Source organism: Acidocella sp. KAb 2-4 (assembly GCF_020567705.1).
Classification (GTDB): Bacteria; Pseudomonadota; Alphaproteobacteria; order Acetobacterales; family Acetobacteraceae; genus Acidocella.
Genome location: NZ_JAJDJU010000006.1, coordinates 90375 through 108206, shown reverse-complemented (window position 1 = coordinate 108206; position 17832 = coordinate 90375). Strand labels below are relative to the sequence as shown.

At 65.4% G+C, this 17832-nt stretch carries 17 protein-coding genes; 2 read left to right on the top strand and 15 right to left on the bottom strand.

The window, feature by feature from the left end; translation table 11 throughout:
• Nucleotides 1-106 precede the first annotated feature (106 nt).
• The 13 genes from LI953_RS06320 to LI953_RS06260 all read right to left on the bottom strand — a co-directional run bounded on the left by LI953_RS06320 (nt 107) and on the right by LI953_RS06260 (nt 13045).
• Nucleotides 107-1522 (bottom strand): heavy metal sensor histidine kinase, encoded by a 1416-nt coding sequence (locus LI953_RS06320; protein WP_227075195.1) that lies wholly within the window; start codon nt 1520-1522, stop codon nt 107-109.
• Nucleotides 1519-2190: a heavy metal response regulator transcription factor gene (locus LI953_RS06315; protein WP_227075194.1), complete on the bottom strand. Its 672-nt coding sequence runs from the start codon at nt 2188-2190 to the stop codon at nt 1519-1521. Before LI953_RS06315 ends, LI953_RS06320 begins: the two co-directional genes overlap by 4 nt.
• A 185-nt stretch (nt 2191-2375) precedes the next feature.
• Entirely contained in the window at nt 2376-3971 is a 1596-nt protein-coding gene (locus LI953_RS06310) for a FadD3 family acyl-CoA ligase (RefSeq protein ID WP_227075193.1), read from the bottom strand.
• A gap of 9 nt (nt 3972-3980) precedes the next feature.
• Nucleotides 3981-5183 (bottom strand): acetyl-CoA C-acyltransferase, encoded by a 1203-nt coding sequence (locus tag LI953_RS06305; RefSeq protein ID WP_227075192.1) that lies wholly within the window; start codon nt 5181-5183, stop codon nt 3981-3983.
• Nucleotides 5184-5186: 3 nt separating this feature from the next.
• Nucleotides 5187-5651, bottom strand: coding sequence for a MaoC family dehydratase (locus LI953_RS06300; RefSeq protein WP_227075191.1), 465 nt, complete (start codon nt 5649-5651; stop codon nt 5187-5189).
• Nucleotides 5651-6427, bottom strand: a complete 777-nt coding sequence (locus LI953_RS06295; RefSeq protein WP_227075190.1) for an SDR family oxidoreductase — start codon at nt 6425-6427, stop codon at nt 5651-5653. The genes LI953_RS06300 and LI953_RS06295 overlap by 1 nt, the downstream gene beginning before the upstream one ends.
• A 4-nt stretch (nt 6428-6431) precedes the next feature.
• Nucleotides 6432-7337, bottom strand: a complete 906-nt coding sequence (locus LI953_RS06290) for an SDR family oxidoreductase (protein WP_227075189.1) — start codon at nt 7335-7337, stop codon at nt 6432-6434.
• Between the two features lies 1 nt (nt 7338).
• Nucleotides 7339-7791 carry a nuclear transport factor 2 family protein gene (locus LI953_RS06285; protein ID WP_227075188.1) on the bottom strand — a complete coding sequence of 151 codons (453 nt, stop codon included), beginning with the start codon at nt 7789-7791 and terminating at the stop codon, nt 7339-7341.
• A complete protein-coding gene (locus LI953_RS06280) occupies nt 7784-8437 on the bottom strand; it encodes a gamma carbonic anhydrase family protein (protein ID WP_227075187.1) in 654 nt (217 codons plus the stop codon). Before LI953_RS06280 ends, LI953_RS06285 begins: the two co-directional genes overlap by 8 nt.
• A gap of 1 nt (nt 8438) precedes the next feature.
• Entirely contained in the window at nt 8439-9473 is a 1035-nt protein-coding gene (locus tag LI953_RS06275; RefSeq protein ID WP_227075186.1) for an acyl-CoA dehydrogenase family protein, read from the bottom strand.
• A 10-nt stretch (nt 9474-9483) separates the two neighbouring features.
• Nucleotides 9484-10641: an acyl-CoA dehydrogenase family protein gene (locus LI953_RS06270; protein WP_227075185.1), complete on the bottom strand. Its 1158-nt coding sequence runs from the start codon at nt 10639-10641 to the stop codon at nt 9484-9486.
• Between the two features lie 130 nt (nt 10642-10771).
• Entirely contained in the window at nt 10772-11683 is a 912-nt protein-coding gene (locus tag LI953_RS06265) for a VOC family protein (RefSeq protein WP_227075184.1), read from the bottom strand.
• Nucleotides 11684-11839: 156 nt separating this feature from the next.
• Complete coding sequence (locus LI953_RS06260; RefSeq protein ID WP_227075183.1) at nt 11840-13045, bottom strand: acyl-CoA dehydrogenase family protein; 1206 nt, start codon at nt 13043-13045, stop codon at nt 11840-11842.
• Nucleotides 13046-13328: 283 nt separating this feature from the next.
• Here LI953_RS06260 and LI953_RS06255 point away from each other — a divergent pair, with 283 nt between their 5' ends.
• Nucleotides 13329-14072, top strand: coding sequence for an SDR family oxidoreductase (locus LI953_RS06255; RefSeq protein WP_227075222.1), 744 nt, complete (start codon nt 13329-13331; stop codon nt 14070-14072).
• A complete protein-coding gene (locus tag LI953_RS06250) occupies nt 14069-15331 on the top strand; it encodes a sulfotransferase (protein ID WP_227075182.1) in 1263 nt (420 codons plus the stop codon). Before LI953_RS06255 ends, LI953_RS06250 begins: the two co-directional genes overlap by 4 nt.
• On the opposite strand, the gene LI953_RS06245 is transcribed toward LI953_RS06250, so the two are convergent.
• A complete protein-coding gene (locus LI953_RS06245; RefSeq protein ID WP_227075181.1) occupies nt 15328-16140 on the bottom strand; it encodes an SDR family NAD(P)-dependent oxidoreductase in 813 nt (270 codons plus the stop codon). The two genes, LI953_RS06250 and LI953_RS06245, sit on opposite strands and share 4 nt — an antisense overlap.
• Nucleotides 16137-17831: an FAD-dependent oxidoreductase gene (locus LI953_RS06240; RefSeq protein WP_227075180.1), complete on the bottom strand. Its 1695-nt coding sequence runs from the start codon at nt 17829-17831 to the stop codon at nt 16137-16139. Before LI953_RS06240 ends, LI953_RS06245 begins: the two co-directional genes overlap by 4 nt.
• Nucleotide 17832: the final 1 nt, after the last annotated feature.

Below are 17832 nucleotides of genomic sequence, written 5' to 3'. Positions count from 1 at the left end.
CCCATAAAAGCCAGCGCGGCGCCTGATTTGAGTGTCGAATCATCCCCTCTTGATAGAGACCCGTGCCGGGCAGAACGGCGCTATTTCGATGACAATTTTATCATTTTCATGCCGCCATGGGCGGAAAACGCAGCGTGACCCGCGTGCCTCGCCCCTGCTCGCTGTCGATCGCCGCCCAGCCGCCATGCAATTCCATGATCGAGCGCACGATGGACAACCCCAGCCCCGAGCCTTGCGCCGCCTGATGGCCGCGCGCCGGGTCGGTTTGGTAGAAACGGTCGAACAGCCGGGGCAGATGCGTGGGCGCGATGCCCGGCCCCTGGTCGGAAACCGCAATCTCCACTCCGCTGGCCGGGCCGCCCGCAATGGCCAGCACAATCTCCGAACCCGGCGGCGCATGGCGCACCGCGTTCGCCACCACATTGCCCACCGCCTGACGGAGGAGCAACGTATCCGCATACAGCGTGGCGGCGCCGGCAATGCGCAGATGCAGCCCCTTGGGCCGGGACTGCGTCTCATATTGCGCCACCACCCCGGTGCAGATCTCGCTGACCTCACAGCGCTCAACGCGCAGCGCGTGGGCCGGATTTTCCACTCGCGCCAGGAACAGCAGATTCTCAATCAACCCGGTCAGCCGCTGGCCATCCTCCAGGGCGGAGGCGATGGCGGCGCGGTATTCCGCTTCGCCGCGCGGGCGGGTGAGGCAGACATCCAGACTGCCCGTGAGGGTGGAGAGCGGGGTGCGCAATTCATGCGCGATGTCAGCCGAGAAGCGCGAGAGGCGCTCGAAATTGGACTCAAGATTATCCAGCATCTGGTTGAACACCTGCACCAGCCCGGTGAGTTCGCGCGGCCAGGGCGGGTCCAGCGGGATGCGGCGGGAAAGTTGGGCGGGGGTGATGCTTTGCGCCACCTTGGCGATGCGCGCCACCGGCGCCAGCGCATGTGCCGCCGCAAGCCGCCCGGCCCCCAGCAATAGCGGCACCATGAGCAGAAAGAACACGGCCAGGGCGCGATGGAAATCGGTGAGCAGGGCATTGTCTCGCGTGATATCGAGCGCGATTTGCAGTACCACGGCTTGGGCCCCCGGAGGGCCTTGCAAGGGCAGGCTGGTGAGCAGCCAGGAATGATCGCCGGTTTGATACGGGCTGAGGGTCAGGCTCGGCACGCCGCGCGCGGCGGGAAACAGGCGCGCGGGCAGCAACGCGCCCATGCCCGGCGTCTCACCCGCCTGGCTGCCGCTTACCAGCACCCTGGCCTCATAGGAGCGCAGCCGGGCGCCGTCCGTTTCTTTCAATATCTCATTGATGAGCAAGCTTGGCTCGCCGCCGCCTTCATTCAGATCATCCTGAAATTCCGCCGCCTTGGCCTGAAGAAATTCCCGGTGCGCGGCGGTGAAATTCGCCTCCAGCTTCCAATTGGCCAGCAGCGCGAACAGCCCCACCGCCAGCAGCGCGCCCAGCGTGTAGAGCATCGCCAAACGTCCGCTGATCGAGGCGGGGCGAAGGGAGGAGAGCTTCATATATCCAGTACGTAGCCCGTGCCGCGGATGGTGTGCAGCAAGGCGGTTGCAAACGGTGTGTCCAGCTTGGCGCGCAGGCGGCGCACCAGCGCGTCCACCGCATTGGATTGCTGGTCGTGGAACAGCCCCCAGATCGCCTCGGCGATCAGGGTACGCGAGAGCACCCGCCCCTGGTTTCGCGCCAGCAGCAGCAGCAGCGCGTACTCCTTGGCGGTCAGGTGCAAGAGCCGCCCGGCGCGGGTGACCCGGTGGCGCAGCGTGTCGATCTCCAAATCCCCCACCATCATCAGGCCCGAGCCAGGCACGGCCCTGGGCAACCGCGCCAGGTTGCGCAACCGGGCCAGCAGCTCCGCGAAGGCGAAGGGTTTGATGAGATAGTCATTGGCGCCGAGATCCAGCCCGCGCACACGGTCTTCGACATGGTCGCGCGCGGTCAGAAACAGGACAGGTGTGGTCTTCCCGGCCGCGCGCAGGCGTTTGAGCACCTCCCAGCCGTCCAGCCCAGGCAACATCACGTCCAGAATAATCGCGTCGAACTCACCGGCCAGCGCCAATGCCAGCGCGTCGGTGCCATTGCCCACCGCGTCCACGGCATGGCCTTCCTCACCTAGTCCTTTGGTAAGGTAGTCAATCGTCTTGCGTTCGTCCTCAGCCAGCAGAAGCTGCATTCTTCAATCGTCCCGTGCACGTGGCTGATCGTACAGCCTGGAGACGGCCAGGAAAATACGTCACGGGAGATTGCCGGAATACCGTGAGGCTCGGGCTTGTTGGCCTGGATGCTGGGCCGGACCGCTCGCCCGCTAGGGCCGGGCGCAAAGGCCGCACCGCATCCTCCGTCACGCATCTCCCCGGATTATTGCCGCAGATCCATCCTCACCACCTTGCCAGCGGCGTTTCTCGGCAATTCAACGCGGAATTCCACACTGCGCGGCACCTTGAAATTCGCCATGTTGTCGCGCGCCCACGCAATGATTTCGGCCTCGGTCGCGCTCTGCCCCGGCCGCAGCACCAGAAACGCCTTGCCGACTTCGCCCAGCCGCTCATCGGGCATCCCCACCACCGCCGCCATTTCGACCTTTGGGTTTTCGCACAGGATTTTCTCAATCTCCGCCGGGTAGCAGTTGAACCCGCCGGTGATGTACATATCCTTCTTCCGGTCGGTGATGCGCAGATAACCGCGCTCATCGAGCGTGCCGACATCGCCGGTATGCAGCCAGCCCTGCGCATCGATCGCCGCCGCCGTGGCTTCGGGATCATCCAGATAGCCCTGCATTACACCCACACCCCGCACCAGAATCTCGCCAGCTTCGCCAACCCCCAGCGTGCGGCCTTCATCGTCAACGCATTTGATCTCGATGCCCGTGACCGCGCACCCACAAGTGCCACACACGGTCTCCACCGAATCCCCCGCCTGCGTCATCGCGATCACGCCGCACTCGGTCATGCCATAACCGCTAAATACGAGGCGGATACCCAGCTCCTTATACATGCGCTCGATCAACACCGGCGGCACCACCGCGGCGCCCGTCACCGCGACGCGTAGCGAGGAGAAGTCGCGTTTTGTCTTGGTCTGCTCGGCGAGTAATGTCTGATAGATCGTCGGCGGGCCGGGCAGGAACGAGATTTTCTGCGCCTCGATCAGCGCCGCCGCGCCGGCCGGATCATAAACCGGCATCGGCACCACGGTGGCGCCACGCAGCAGCGCGGGCAGCCAGCCCGCCTTGTAGCCAAAGGTATGGAAAAACGGATTGACGATGAGAAACTGATCGCCCGCCGCGAGCGTCATCCGTTTGGCCCAGTTGTAAAAGAGCTGGATGACCTGCCCATGCGCGGTGAGCGCGCCCTTCGGCGCTCCGGTGGTGCCGGAGGTGAACAGAATATCGCAAATATCATCCGGCGCCACCGAGGCCAGCGCGCTGTCCACCGCCGCGGCCGGCACGTCCGCACCGGCGGCGAGGAACGTCTCCCACCCCTCGGAACCGCCGCCGCCAAACACGATGCGCCGGCGCAGGTTGGGCAGAGCTTCATCACGCAGCAGCGCCGCGTAGTCAGTGCCCAGGAAGTTCCCGCTCATGCACAGCATCGCCGCATGCGCCCGGCGCAGAATATCCCCCGCCTCGCGCCCCTTATAGCGCGTGTTCAGCGGCACGATGCGCGCGCCGCAGATTTGCGCGCCCAGCGTGGCGAGAATCCATTCGCGGCAATTCGGCGCCCAAATACCCACGGCCTCGCCTTTGCGCAGCCCCGCCGCCAAAAACGCCGCGGCGGTCTGGCGCGCGCGCGCCCATAGCTCGGCATAGCTCCAGCTTTCCCCATGCTCCACAATCGCGGGCGCGCCGTGGAACACCGCGGCGGCGGCCTCCACGGCGGCGGGTATCGTGATCGGGCCGGAGAGGCGCTCATCCAGCGCCCGCAGCGGCGATGGATCTGGCGCGATGGCGAGTTGCATGGCTGTTCCTCAGAAAATCTCAAATAGCCCGGCCGCGCCCTGGCCGCCGCCGATGCACATCGTGACCACGCCGTATTTCACGCCACGGCGCTTGCCCTCATACAGCGTATGCATGGCCAGCCGCGCGCCGGACATGCCGAACGGGTGCCCAACCGCGATAGCCCCGCCATCGACATTGAATTTGGCGGGATCAATCCCGAGCTTGTCGCGGCAATACACGGCCTGGCTGGCGAACGCCTCGTTGAGTTCCCACAGCCCGATATCCTCGATCTTCAACCCCGCGCGCGCGAGCAGCTTTGGCACGGCGAAAACCGGCCCAATCCCCATCTCCTCTGGCGCGCAGCCCGCCACGGCGAACCCCCGGATCGCGCCCAGCGGCGTCAATCCCTGCTGTTCCGCCAGCTTGGCGTCCATCAGCAGCAGCGCCGCCGCGCCGTCGGAAAGTTGCGAGGCATTGCCTGCGGTAATGTTGGCACCTTCCTTGATGATCTCGCCATCCTTGAACACCGGCTTCAGCGCCTTCAACCCGTCCAGCGTGGTATCCGCGCGCGGGCCTTCATCCTTGCTCAGCAGCACATCCTTATAGGAGATCTCGCCGGTGTCCTTGCTGGTCACGGCCATGCGCGTGGGCAGCGGCGCCAGCTCGGCGTCGAACCTCCCAGCCGCTTGTGCAGCGGCCACGCGCTGCTGCGAGAGAAAGCTGAATTCGTCCTGCATGTCGCGCGAGATGTTGTAGCGGTTGGCGACGATCTCGGCGGTCTCGATCATCTGCATCCACATATGCGGCATGGCATCGAGCACGCTTTGCGAACGCGCGCGATAGGTGTTCTTATGCTTGGTCTGGGTGAGGGAGATATTTTCCACCCCACCCGCGATCACCGCCGCCATCCCATCGAGCATGATCTGCTTGGCGGCGGTGGCGATGGTCATCAGGCCGGAGCCGCATTGCCGGTCGATGGTGGTGCCGGCGACGCTTTGCGGCAATCCGGCGGAGGCGACGGTGAGACGCCCGATATTGTAGCTCTGATTGCCCTGTTGCGAGGCGCAGCCGAGAATCACATCCTCGACCAGAGCGGGGTCGATGCCCGCGCGCTTCACCACCTCGGCGGCGACATGGCCAGAGAGTTTCGCGGCATCTGTATCGTTATAGGCGCCACGGAAGGCTTTGCCAATTGGCGTGCGGGCGGCGGCGACGATGACGGCTTCGCGCATGGGTCAGGACTCCGAAAAATAACGGCTGATGGTGTCGGCGATGCAGGCGGGCTTATTGGCGCCTTCAATCTCAACGGTGACGCGCACGGTGGATTGGATGGCGCCGCCCTTCACCTCTTCGACTTTGATGATCTCTCCTGCGCCGCGGATACGCGCCCCGCATGGCACCGGCGCAAGAAAACGCACCCGGTCCAGCCCCACATTCACGCCGGAGGAAAAATTCCGAACCTCCAGCATCTGAGGCAGAAACATGTTAACAAGGCTGAGCGTGAGATAGCCATGCGCGATGGTGGTGCCAAACGGCCCGCTTTTAGCGCGCACCGGGTCCACGTGAATCCACTGATCATCGCCCGTGCAGGCGGCAAAAGCATCAATGCGCGCCTGATCGATGCGCAGCCACGCCGTCGGGCCAAGCAACGTGCCTTCTGCGCCCAGCAGCGCCCGCGGTGTTTCGAAAATCGTCGACATCAGGCCCTCTGGCTCGAACAGGAAATCACCTCGCCCGTCAGATACGAAGACAGATCGGAAGCGAGGAACATCATCACATTCGCCACTTCCCACACTTCGGCCGGGCGGCCAAACGCCTCGCGCTTCACCAACTCGGCCAGCGTCTCGTCGGTCGTCACCTTGGCAAGAAACGGATGCATGGCGAGGCTGGGGCTGACGGCATTGATGCGCACGCCATGCTCAGCGGCTTCCATCGCGGCGCAGCGGGTGAACGCCATCACCCCGGCCTTGGCGGCGGCGTAATGCGCTTGGCCCTTCTGCGCGCGCCAACCCAGCACCGAAGCGTTGTTAACCATCACACCGGATTTCGCGGCATACATCGCGGGCAGAAAAGCGCGGGTCATGCGGAATAACGAGGTGAGAGTGACATCCAGCACCCGGCTCCATTGTTCATCCGTCATGTCGACGACGGGAACTTCCCCGCCCAGCCCGGCATTGTTGATCAGCACATCGACACGGCCAAGCTTGGCCAGCGCCGTGTCACGCAGAGCTTGCACCTGCGCCTCGTTCGTTACATCGCACACGCAAATTTCCGGGCGGATGCCGAGCTTCTCGGCGATGTGGTCAGCGGATTCGTTCAACCGGCGCTCGTGGAAGTCGGAGAGCAGCACGGTAGCGCCTTCCTCAGCGGCGCGCAGGGCGGCGGAAAACCCGATGCCGGTGCCGGCGGCGGCGGTGATGACGACGGTCTTGCCCTTCAGCAAACCGCGCGGCTCGGGATAGGCGGGGCTGTTCATCGCCTTACGCTCCATAAACCGGTTTGGCGGGGTGGCGCGCGGCGATCAATCGCTGCACCACCGGCGTCAACTCGCCCGCATGCCAGCGCGCGCCTTTGTCTTCGGCCGGGCTGTCGGTCCAGCCTTCGGAGAGGAAGATCTTCCCGCCCTGCAACTCGAACACCTGACCGGTGACAAACGCCGATTGCGTGCTACACAGCCAGGTCACCAGCGGCGCGGTATTCTCCGGCGCGTAAACATCGAAGCTGTTCTCAGCCTGGCTCATGCGCTCGCCAAAGGCTTCCTGCGTCATCCGCGTGCGCGCATTCGGCGCCAGCGCGTTGGCGGTGATGCCATAGCGCGCCAACTCCGCCGCCTGCACCAGCGTGAGCGAGGCGATGCCCCCCTTCGCCGCTGAATACGCGCTTTGCCCGATGGAGCCTTGCAGCCCCGCGCCGGAGGAGGTGTTGATGATGCGCGCATCCACGGTCTTGCCCGCTTTCTGCTGCGCGCGCCAATAATCGACGGCATGGCGCGCGGTGCAGAAATGCCCGCGCAGATGCACGCGGATCACCGCATCCCATTCCTCCGGCGTGCAGGAGACGAACATGCGGTCGCGCACGAAGCCAGCATTGTTGACCACGGCATGCAGATCGCCAAAGGTGTCCAGAGCGGTTTTCACAATGCGTCCGCCCGCTTCCCAATCCGCCACGTCGTCGGTATTGGCGACGGCCTCACCGCCCATGGCGCGGATCTCATCCACCACCTTCTCTGCGGCGCCTTTGGTCAGCCCTGCCTCGCCATGAGTGCCAACGCCGAGATCATTTACCACCACCTTCGCGCCTTCGGCGGCCAGACCCAGCGCATAGGCGCGGCCCAGGCCATTGCCAGCGCCGGTCACGATCACCACGCGGCCTTCGCAAACTCCCATGTCATGCCCTCCGGTTTTCTAAATGCTTCTTGATATGAGCGCTCATGTCGCCGGTCAGATCCACCCCGGCATAGCGCCGCTCGGTAAATTGCCATTCGCCGTTGATGCGCCGAAACTCGTCCTCATACCGGCCGGTGGCGATCACCTGCAACGGAAACCCTTCAGCCGCTTGCAGAACAGTCCATTGCGAGCGGCAACTGGCCGCGTCACCTTCCGGTGCCAATGTGATGATAGGGTTGCTGATCAGATGCCGTGTCCGCGGCGTGCCGTCAGGGTAGAGCTTCACCCAACCGCGCCAGAGCGCGGCGATTTCAGCTTCACCTGCGATGCGCTGGTTGCCAGTCACCACGGCGCCATGCCGGAACAGCCGCGCGGCCCCGGCAAAATCTCCCGCGTCGATGAAATCCGCGTAGCTATAAAGCAAATTCGGAATAGCGATGGCGGCGTCACTCATGGCCCGGCGCCTCCATTCTGGCCGCCACGCGGCGCTCGCGCTCGTGCGCTGCGGGGCCGCGCAGCCGCACCGGAATCGCGGTGGAGCGCATGCGCGGACGGTCCGGCGCCATCTCGGCCAGCGGCGCAACTTCTACGCATTCGGCCAGCATCTCACGCGCCAGGCGCTGATATTCGCTATCGCCGTCATTGCGCCAAGTGATCTGCGCCGCGGTGAATTGCTTGACGATCCGTGCCGGGTTGCCGGCGACGAGGCTGCGCGGCGGCACGATCAGATCGTTTTTCACGAGCGTCAACGCCGCCACCAGAGATTCCGCGCCGATTACGGCATGGTCCAGCACCACGGCGGAGATCCCGATCAGCGCATGTTCTTCCACAACACAGCCATGCAGCACCGCGCCATGCCCCACGGTGGCCCCGCGTTTAACGATGCAATCGGCGCCCGGCGACGAATGCAGCACGCAATTATCCTGGATCGAACTATCGCCCTCCACGATGATCCGGCCGAAATCGCCGCGCAGCGAGGCGCCCGGCGCGATAAAGCAGCCCGGCCCGACGATGACATCGCCGATCAGCGACGCGAGCGGATGCACGAAGCTGCCAGGATGCACGACCGGAACTACGCCTTGCAGGGAATAGCAGGGCAAATCAGGCCTCCATGCCGGCGTGGGCAAAGCCGTACTCGGGCCCGGCGGGGGCGGCGCGCAGCCGCGCCAGCACACGCTCACGGTGAAAGCCAGGGCCACCCCAGGCGGTGTTCAGCGCCAGCGCCCGCTTGAGCAGGAAATGCACGTCAACCTCCCACGAATACCCCATCGCCCCATGCACCTGCAGCGCCGTGCGCGTCGCGAGATCCGCGGCTTCAGCGGCCACGATCTTGGCGTGGCTGATGCGCGCGCGGGAGAACACGTCGCGCTGCGCCAGCCCGATGGCCGCCGCATGCACCACGGGTTTGGCGAATTCCACCTGCACCTGCGCGGTGGCAAGCAGATGTTTCACCGCCTGATAAGCGCCGATCGGCTTGCCGAATTGCTCGCGGGTCTTCGCGTAATCCACCGCGATGTCGATGGCCCGTTGCGCCAGCCCGGCGCATTGCGCGGCCATAAACAGCGCGCCCCGGTCCAACGCATCGCTCCACAAATCCGGGGCGGCCGAGAGCGGCTCTCCGCTTGGCTCCCATTCCACCTTGAACAGCCGGCGGAACGGATCGAGACTCTCCTCCCGGATCAGCCGCACTTCATCCGGGCGGCGCAGATACGTGGCGCCATCATGGTGCAGCAGCAGCGCGGCGGCGGTGTCGGCATCCGCCACATAGGGGTTGATGGCATGGCCAATGGCGATCGTGGCGGCGGGGTCGCCCAGCACCTCATGCGCGGGGGCAATGGCGGCGAGCAGTGGCGCGGCGATGCCCGCGCTCTCCACCAGCGGTTCGGGCAGCGCGGCGTAACCAGCCGCTTCCGCAATCAGTACGAAATCAGCTTCGGTAAGGCCCAGCCCGCCGGCATCCTCGGGCAGCATGGTCAGCGTCAGTCCGGTCTCGACGATCTTCGTCCAGCGCGCGTCATCCCGGGCCATGCCGTTGGCGAGCATGGTGCGCAGCTGGGCGGAGGTGGCGGTATCGGCGAGCAGCTTGCGCGCCGTCTCCGCCATCATCAACTGGTCTTCGGTAAAGCGGAAATCCATCGCGGCACCTTCAGCGGGGCAGGCCAAGCATGCGCTCGGCGATGATGTTGCGCTGGATCTCATTGGACCCGGCATAAATCGGCCCGGCCAGCGAGAACACATAGCCATCCAGCCAATCATGGTCATGCGCGGCCTCGGGCGCGTCCGGCAGCAGTTCAGCGCGCGGGCCGAGCAGCGCGAGCGCCGTGCGATGCAGATGGATGTCCAGCTCCGACCAAAAAATCTTGTTGGTGCTGGCTTCGGGGCCGATCTTGCCGCCCGCCAGCAGGCGCGAGCACATGGCGTAGATGGCGAGCATATAGGCCTCGGCATTCATCCAGGCGCGCGCCACCTCCTGGCCCAACACCGGGTCAGCCGCCGCGCCCTGCGCATGATACAACGCCACGAGCCTGGCCGCCGCCTGCTGGTAGCGGGCCGGCGAGCGCAGCAGCAAGCCGCGCTCAAACCCCGCCGTGGCCATGCAGATATGCCAGCCCTGTCCATCCTCGCCCAAACGGTTGAAGACAGGCACGCGCACATTTTCAAGAAAGAGTTCCGCGAAGCCGACATGCCCGTCCATCTTGCGGATTGCGTTCACCGTTACGCCCGGCGCGTTGAGCGGGAAGAACACCAGAGACATGCCCCGATGCCGCTCGCTGCCTGGCGTGCGGAACAGTCCGAAGGCCCAATCGGCGAACACCGCGCGCGACGACCAGATCTTGTGCCCGTTCAGCACGAGCTCGTCGCCTTCCTGCGTCACGGTGGCGCGGATATGCGCGAGATCGCTGCCGGCCTGCGGCTCCGACCATGCCTGCGCCCAGATTTCCTCACCCGAGGCCATTGGCGGCAGAAAGCGGGCCTTCTGTTCCGCCGTACCGTATTCCATCATCGTTGGCGCCAGCAGGCAGATTCCGTTTTGGTTCACCCGCCCTGGGGCCCCGGCGCGGTAATATTCCTCCTCGAAGATCAGCCACTCGATCAAGTCGAGCCCGCGCCCGCCATACTCTTTCGGCCAGCTCACCACGCTCCAGCCACCTGCATGCAATGTGCGCTCCCAGGCGCGATGCGCCTCAAAGCCGTCGCGCGTCGCATCGAAATGGGGCAGCGGGGCAGGGGGCATATGCGCGGCCAGCCAAGCTCGCGCCTCCTGGCGGAATGTCTGTTGCGAGGTCGTATAGGTCAGGGGCATGGCAGTCGGCTCAGCTGTCGCGGAGAAGGGAGGAAATGGAAAAGCCGGCGCGGCGGACACAGGGGAGTGCTGTGCCGCCGCGCCGGAAGTGACCGCGCCCAGGCGCTACCAAGAGGGCGCGGGGTCCGGATCATTCCTGCGCATGGCTCCATACATGGCCCCAGTCGCTCACCGCGATGCTGGTCGTCGGCACCCAGGTCGCAGGGTCAAGCTGCAGGCCCTGGCAGCCATATTCAATATCGAAACCACTGGGCGAGCGGACATAGAAAGAGATCATCTTGTCGTTCACATGCTTGCCCATCGAGGCCGATATATGCGCGCCATGTTTCTTCGCGCGGTCAAAGGCACGCCCGACATCGTCGATATTATTGACTTCAAGCATGATATGCACGGCGCCATTCGGGCTCTCCGGCAATTCCCCCAGCGCCAGGCTGTGGTGGCGGGCATTTTGCGCATGCAGGAAGGCGAAGCTCACCCCCTTATCCTCCGGCCCGCCGCCCGCGAGGTAGAAGCGCCCGAAATCGGTGTCGCCGAATCCGAGAAGCTCTTTGTAAAACCTGTAGGTTTCCTCGAAACTCGGGGCGGTTAGCACGACATGCCCAAGCCCCATTTCGCCGTTCAATCCGGTCACGAAACCGCTTACGCCGGCAGGCGATACAAACGGGACGTAGTCCAGGAAGCGGCCATAAAAGATCTCGAACGGATGGCCCTGCGGGTCCATAGCGCGCGCGAGCTTGGCAACATGGCGTGCCCGCGTGGTCATCACATCCAACATCTCAACCGGATGCCCGGCGTCGCGCAGCCGCGCGATCGCGGCATCCATTTCCGCCTCGGTCTGAAATTCCCAGCCCGGCATCACGAAGGCATCGGCATCGCCTTGCTCGACCCAAATCCGGAACGGCCGATCATCGATGCGGAACAGCAACACATCGTCGCGGCCAGAGGGGGCCGGCATCACGCCAAGCACATTGGTGGCGAAGGCTGCCCAAGATGACAGATCTCGCGTTTTGGCGATGATGTAGCCCAAAGATGCGACCGCCATATGTTAAATACTCCCTCGCGCATACTTGTGTCGCGTGTACGTGTTTATTTACGAATAATGGTTAAAGACATAAAAATGCGTTGTCAATAAGCTTAAATAAAACGAATATTGAAATTCAAAACGGCAGCTTCCGGCTTTGCGTTCACGTGGGTCGCCTTACAGGAAGGGGAATGCGAGTGGGATTCCCATGAGTCCGTTTGCGAGGTCTGGCCCCATGTTGTTGGGGTCGTTGGCGACATGGGCGCGCGCGGCGTTGAGGTCGAGCCAGGGCTGGATGATGGGGCTGTGCATGTAGATGGCGCGGCCGCCGAGCAGGGGCAGCAGGTTATCGACGAGATCGGCGCAGCGGCGGGCGACGGAGGAGGATTGGAACCGGTAGAGCTGGCGCTTGGCCATGGGGATTTCCTCGCCGGCTTCGACGATGGCGACGAGGTCGTCGAAATTGCGCCGCAGCACGGCTTCCATTTCGTCGAGCTGGGCATAGGCGGTGGCGATGGCGTTGAGCAGGATCGGATCGGATTTTGACACCTTGCCGGTGTTGGTGGAGATGCGCGATTGCGCGATCTCGAGTGCGGCGTTGATGGCGGCGCGGGTGCCGCCGAGGGCGGCGGTGGAGACGAGGCGGAGGAAGAGCTGGGCCCAGGGCATGCGGAACAGCGGCGCGCTGTTTTCGGCCTGGCCGGGGTTTTGGCAGAGGAAGCCGTCGATGGCCTTATGGGTGCGGTATTCGGGCACGAAGGCGCGTTCGACGACGATGTCGTGACTGCCCGTGCCTTGCAGGCCGAACGTGTCCCAGGTCTGGTCGATCTGATAATCGGCGCGCGGCACCAGGAAGGTGCGCATATCCGGCGGCTCGTCCGCGTTCAGCGGCGGCACCATGGCGCCGAGCAGCACCCATTGGCAATGCTCGCTGCCGGAGGAGAACCCCCAGCGGCCGGAGAGGTAGAAGCCACCCTCGGCGCGCTCGACCTTGCCGACGGGTTGGTAGGAGGAAGAGACCAGGATGGAGTCGTCCTCGGCCCAGACCTCGCGCTGCGCCTGGTCGTGGAATAGGGCCAACTCATAAGGGTGGCCGCCGACGACGCCATACACCCAGCCGGTGGACATGCAGCCCTCGGCCAGCAGTTTTTGGATCTCGAAGAACACGTTGGGGTGCATCTCATAGCCGCCCCAGCGCTTGGGCTGCAGCACGCGGAAGAACCCGGCCGCCTGCATTTCGGCGATGGTTTCATCGGGGATTTTGCGCTCGGCGGTGGTGCGTTTGGCGCGCGCTTTCAGCGCCGGGATCATCGCCCGGGCGCGGGCGATCAGCTCTTCGGGCGCGGGTGCCGTGTCGATCACGACTTTCTGGATATTGGTCATCGCGTCACATCCCCATGACATTCGCAGCGCGGCGCTACAGCTGTGGCCTCGCTTGTGTTGTTCGTAGAGTATATATGGTAGCAAATACGCAAAATATCAAGTATTGGATCGCTGGTCGCGATAATAATGGTGCGAACGCCACTCGGATAACGCAATGTAAAGGGTGTTGATTCATGCTTCAGGCCAGCGCTGTTGCGCTTGCAAAAATACGCAAATCATCGACATTAACCTATTGATGCAATAAAATGCGATGCGAATATAGCTGGAGGGAAATGTTTTGGCGGTGGAGTTGGTAGGCAAGGTGGCCCTGGTCACCGGCGGGACGCGGGGCATTGGCCGTGCGATCGCGCAGAAGCTGGCGGCGGCCGGGGCGAAGGTGGTGGTGTGCGGGCGTATGCCGGGCGATCTGCCGGCGGAGTTTGCCTTCATTGCCTGCGACGTGCGAGACCCCGAGGCGGTGAAGGCGATGGTGGCGCAGATCGTGGTGGAGCAAGGCGGGCTTGATTTCGTTGTGAACAATGCCGGCGGGTCGCCCCCGGCTGAGGCGGCGACGGCCTCGGCGCGCTTTTCCGAGCGCGTGGTGGCGCTCAACCTGCTGGCGCCGCTTTACGTCGCCCAGGCCGCCTATGCGCAGCTCAAGGCGCGGCGCGGGGCGATCATCAACATCGCCTCGGTCTCCGCCGTGCGGCCCTCGCCCGGCACCTCGGTATATGCCGCCGCCAAGGCCGGATTGCTCGGCCTGTCGCGCAGCTTGGCACATGAATGGGGGCCGGAAATCCGCGTCAACACGCTCATTCTCGGCTATATCGAAACGGAAGCCACCGATGCCACCTATGGCGATGCCGAGAAACAGGCGGCCATCGGCAAAAACATCGCCGCCGGGCGGCTGGGCAGGGCTGAGGAGGTGGCGGACGCCGTGCTGTTCCTGTGTTCGTCCGGCGCGTCTTATATCACCGGAGCCGAACTGGCCGTGCATGGCGGCGGCGAGCGTCCGCCCTTCCTCGACATCGTCAAAGGCGAGGGATGAACCGGCACGAGCGCCGCCAGCACGCCAAAACCGCCATCCCGGCGGCGGATATGGCGGCGGCGCGCCATGAGCAGGGGCTAGCCCTGCGCCAAGCCGGGCGCGAGGCGGAAGCCGCGGCGGCGTTCCGCGCCGCCACCCAGGCGCGGCCCGATGCGCCTTTGCCCTGGAAGGAGCTCGGCCTGTCTTTGGCGATTACCGGCGATCTGGCGGGCGCGGAGGCGGCGTTGACGCGGGCGGTGGCGCTGGCCCCCGGCTTTGGCGAGGCGCAGCGCCACCTCGCCGCCCTACGCCGTCAGGCCGCGAATATCCCCGCCTTGCAGGCCGCGCTCGCCACCCCGAATTTGCCCGCGCCCGAGCGGGTGGAGTTGCTATTCGCCCTGGCCCGCCAGCAGGAGGCGCAAGGTGCGTATGACCCCGCCTTCGCCGCCGCCCGCGAGGCCAATGGCATAGTGCGCGCTGCGCTGGCGGCGGCCGGGCGGGGGTTCGACCGCGCCCGGCTGCACCGCGACATTGGCCGCATTGCCGCCGCCTTTCCGGCCGGGGGCTTCGGCGCCGGGGCGGACCCCACGGAGGCCCCGGTGTTCATCGTCGGCATGCCCCGCGCCGGTTCCTCGCTGGTCGAGCAGATCGCCGCCAGCCACTCCAAGGTGTTTGGCGCCGGAGAGCAGGATGGCATCGGCCGCATTGCCGCTCAGCTCGGCTGGTCGCCCAATCCGCGCTGGACGCCGCAGGCCCTCAAGGAGGCGGCGCGGGCCTATCTGGCGCCGATCGCGCGGCAGGCGCGGGGGGCGGCGCGGATGATCGACAAGATGCCGGATAACATCTTCCAGCTCGGCCTGATTGCGCATCTGTTTCCCAAGGCGCGGGTGATTTTCTGTGTCCGCGACAAGCGCGATGTCGCCATCTCCTGCTTCTTCCAGCATTTCGCTGCGCCGCTCGGCTTCGACACAGATCTTGCCGATTGTGCCTTCCGCATGGCCGAGTTGGAGCGCCTGGTCGCGCACTGGCGCGCGGCGCTGCCCCTGCGGCAGATGACGCTATCCTACGAGGCCCTGTTGCAGAATCCCGAGGCGGAAAGCCGTCGGCTCATCGAGTTTCTAGGGCTAGAGTGGGAGGCTGCCTGTCTCGATTTCCACAAGACGAAGCGTGAGGTGCGCACGGCGAGCTGGTCGCAGGTGCGGCAGCCGCTCTACCAAAGCTCCAGCGGGCGCTGGCGGCATTATGCCACCCATCTCCCGCCGGAATTGGCCGCCGGCTAGAAGAAATAGCTGCCGCCATTGGTGACGAGCACGGAGCCGGTCACGTAGCTCGCATCGTCGCTGGCCAAAAACGCCACCGCGGCGGCGATCTCCCCCGGCTCCGCCATGCGGCCAAGCGGCACCGATGTCTCCATCGACTTGATCCATTCCGCCGGAATGCCCTGCATCACCGGGGTCTGGGTCGGCCCTGGCGCCACGGCATTCACCCGGATGCGGCGCGGCGCCAGCTCACGCGCCAATTGCCGGGTGAGGCCGATGATGGCGGCCTTGCTGGTCACATAATGCGGGCTGCCTTCGCCCGATTGCGCGCTGGTGGAACTGATGTTGACGATGGTGCCGGGATTACCATCCCGTGCGAGAATGCGGGTGAATTCGCGCGCCGTGTAGAACGGGCCGTTGATGTTGACGGCCATCACCGCCGCCCAGCCCGCATCCTCCATGTGGATGAGCTGGTCGACATGGATCTCCGAGGCGCCCTGGGCCGCGAGTTCGGCGTTGCGCGCCGCCATCGCCTGGTAGAACGCCTCGGACCCGTCGCCGGGGGCACGGCCGATGCCCGCATTATTGACCACGATATCCAGCCGCCCCAGAGCCTCGCGCACGTGCGCGAGCGCGGCGGCGACCGAGGCGGAATTAGCGACATCGCAAGCCAGGCCAAGCGCGGCGCCGGTCTCGCTGGTGGCGGGGGCGGCGAGGTCGAGCGCGACGACCCGCGCGCCCTCGGCCGCCAGCCGGGTGACGATGGCCTTGCCGATGCCCTGCGCCGCCCCGGTGACCACGGCGACGCGGTCTTGTAGCCTTTTGCTCATTCCGCGTTGCCTCCGGTCATGTGGTTGGCGGCGATATAGCCAAAGGTGAGGGCGGGGCCGATGGTGACGCCCGCCCCCGGATAACTCTCGCCCATCGCCGATGCGGCGGTGTTGCCGATGGCGTAGAGACCCGCGATCGGCTGGCCATGCGAGTCGATGACGCGCGCTAGCGCATCGGTGCGCAGGCCGCCATTGGTGCCGATATCGCCTGGATAGATCGGCATGGCGTAAAACGGCCCCTGGTCGATGGGGCGCAGGCAGGGATTCGGCGTCACCCGCGCATCGCCATACATCTTGTCATAGGCGGCCTCGCCACGGTGGAATTCCGGGTCCATGCCCTGCGCGGCATTGGCGTTGAAGCGTTCCACCGTCTCGCGCAGGGTGGCGGGCGGCACGCCCATGGCCTGGGCGAGTTCGGCCAGCGTCCGGCCCTTGCGCAAGATCGAGCGGACCGCCTTGTTGTGCAGCCAGTCCGGCATGAGCGGGTAGAGCGGGCCAACCGGGTAGGAGTGCCGGTAGCGATGGTCGAACACGAACCAGCTCGGGCTGGCATCGCCGCGCTCGGCCTGGCGCCGCGCCATCTGCTGGCCGACGATGTGGTAGGAGGCGGCTTCGTTCAGATAGCGCTTGCCATCCTGCGCGACCATGATGCAGCCGGGCAGCGCGCGCTCGATGGTGCAGAGGCGGCCGCGATCCTCGCCGGGCACGTAAAACACCGGGGCGGCCCAGGCGGAATGCAGGTTCATCACATCCGCGCCGACTTTCTCGCCCGCTGTTAGGCCATCGCCGGTATCGCCGCTGGTGCCGCCCGAGCGCGCCGCGCTGGGGTAGAGCGGCGCGTGCAGCTTGCGCATCGCCTCGTTCTTGTCGAACCCGCCAGCCGCAAGCACCACCCCCTTGCGGGCGCGAATGCGCAGATCGCGCCCCTGGTGATGCACCACGGCGCCGGTCACCTTGCCGTCCTCCACCACCAGCTCGCGCATCGGGCTGTCGAGCCAGAGCGGCACGCCCCGCTTGTTCAGCGCCAGGCGCAGCCCGCCGGCCAGCGCGTTGCCCAGCGTCAGCCGCCGGTCCTTGCGCGAGGTGAGGCGGAAGGGCAGGTCCAGCCAGTATCGCGCCAGGCTCTTGGCCAGATGCCGCCACCAGCCCGGGGCGCGGAACAGCAGCATATAGGTTTCGTCGAAATGCCAGTTCAGATAGCCGAACAGCGAGGCCGCCGGCGAGGCGAAGCGCAGCGTGCGGACATCATCGCCCAGGCGGCGGCCATCCAGCGGCAGAGGCATGTGCGTGCGGTAGCCGGTGGGCGAGCCGCCGGGGTTCTCGGCATGGTAATCGGGGTAGGGGAAGGCCTGATAATCGATTTCGGTATTGGCGGTGAGCCAGCGCAGCATCAGCGCCGCGTTATGGACATAGGCGCGGATAGTCTCGTCCGGCACGTTGGGGGCGGAGAGTTTGCGCACATAGGTGAAGGCGTCGTCTTCGTTGTCGTTGAACCCGGCGGCCTTGGCCTGGTCGCTGCCCGGAATCCAGATGCCGCCACCCGAGGTGGCCGAGGTGCCGCCCCAGAGCGGCTCCTTCTCGATCAGCAACGTCCCGGCTCCGCGGCTCGCCGCGACCAGGGCGGCGAGCATGCCGCCCGCGCCCGAACCGACCACCAGCACATCGAGTTCCTTGTCCCAATTCCCTGGCATG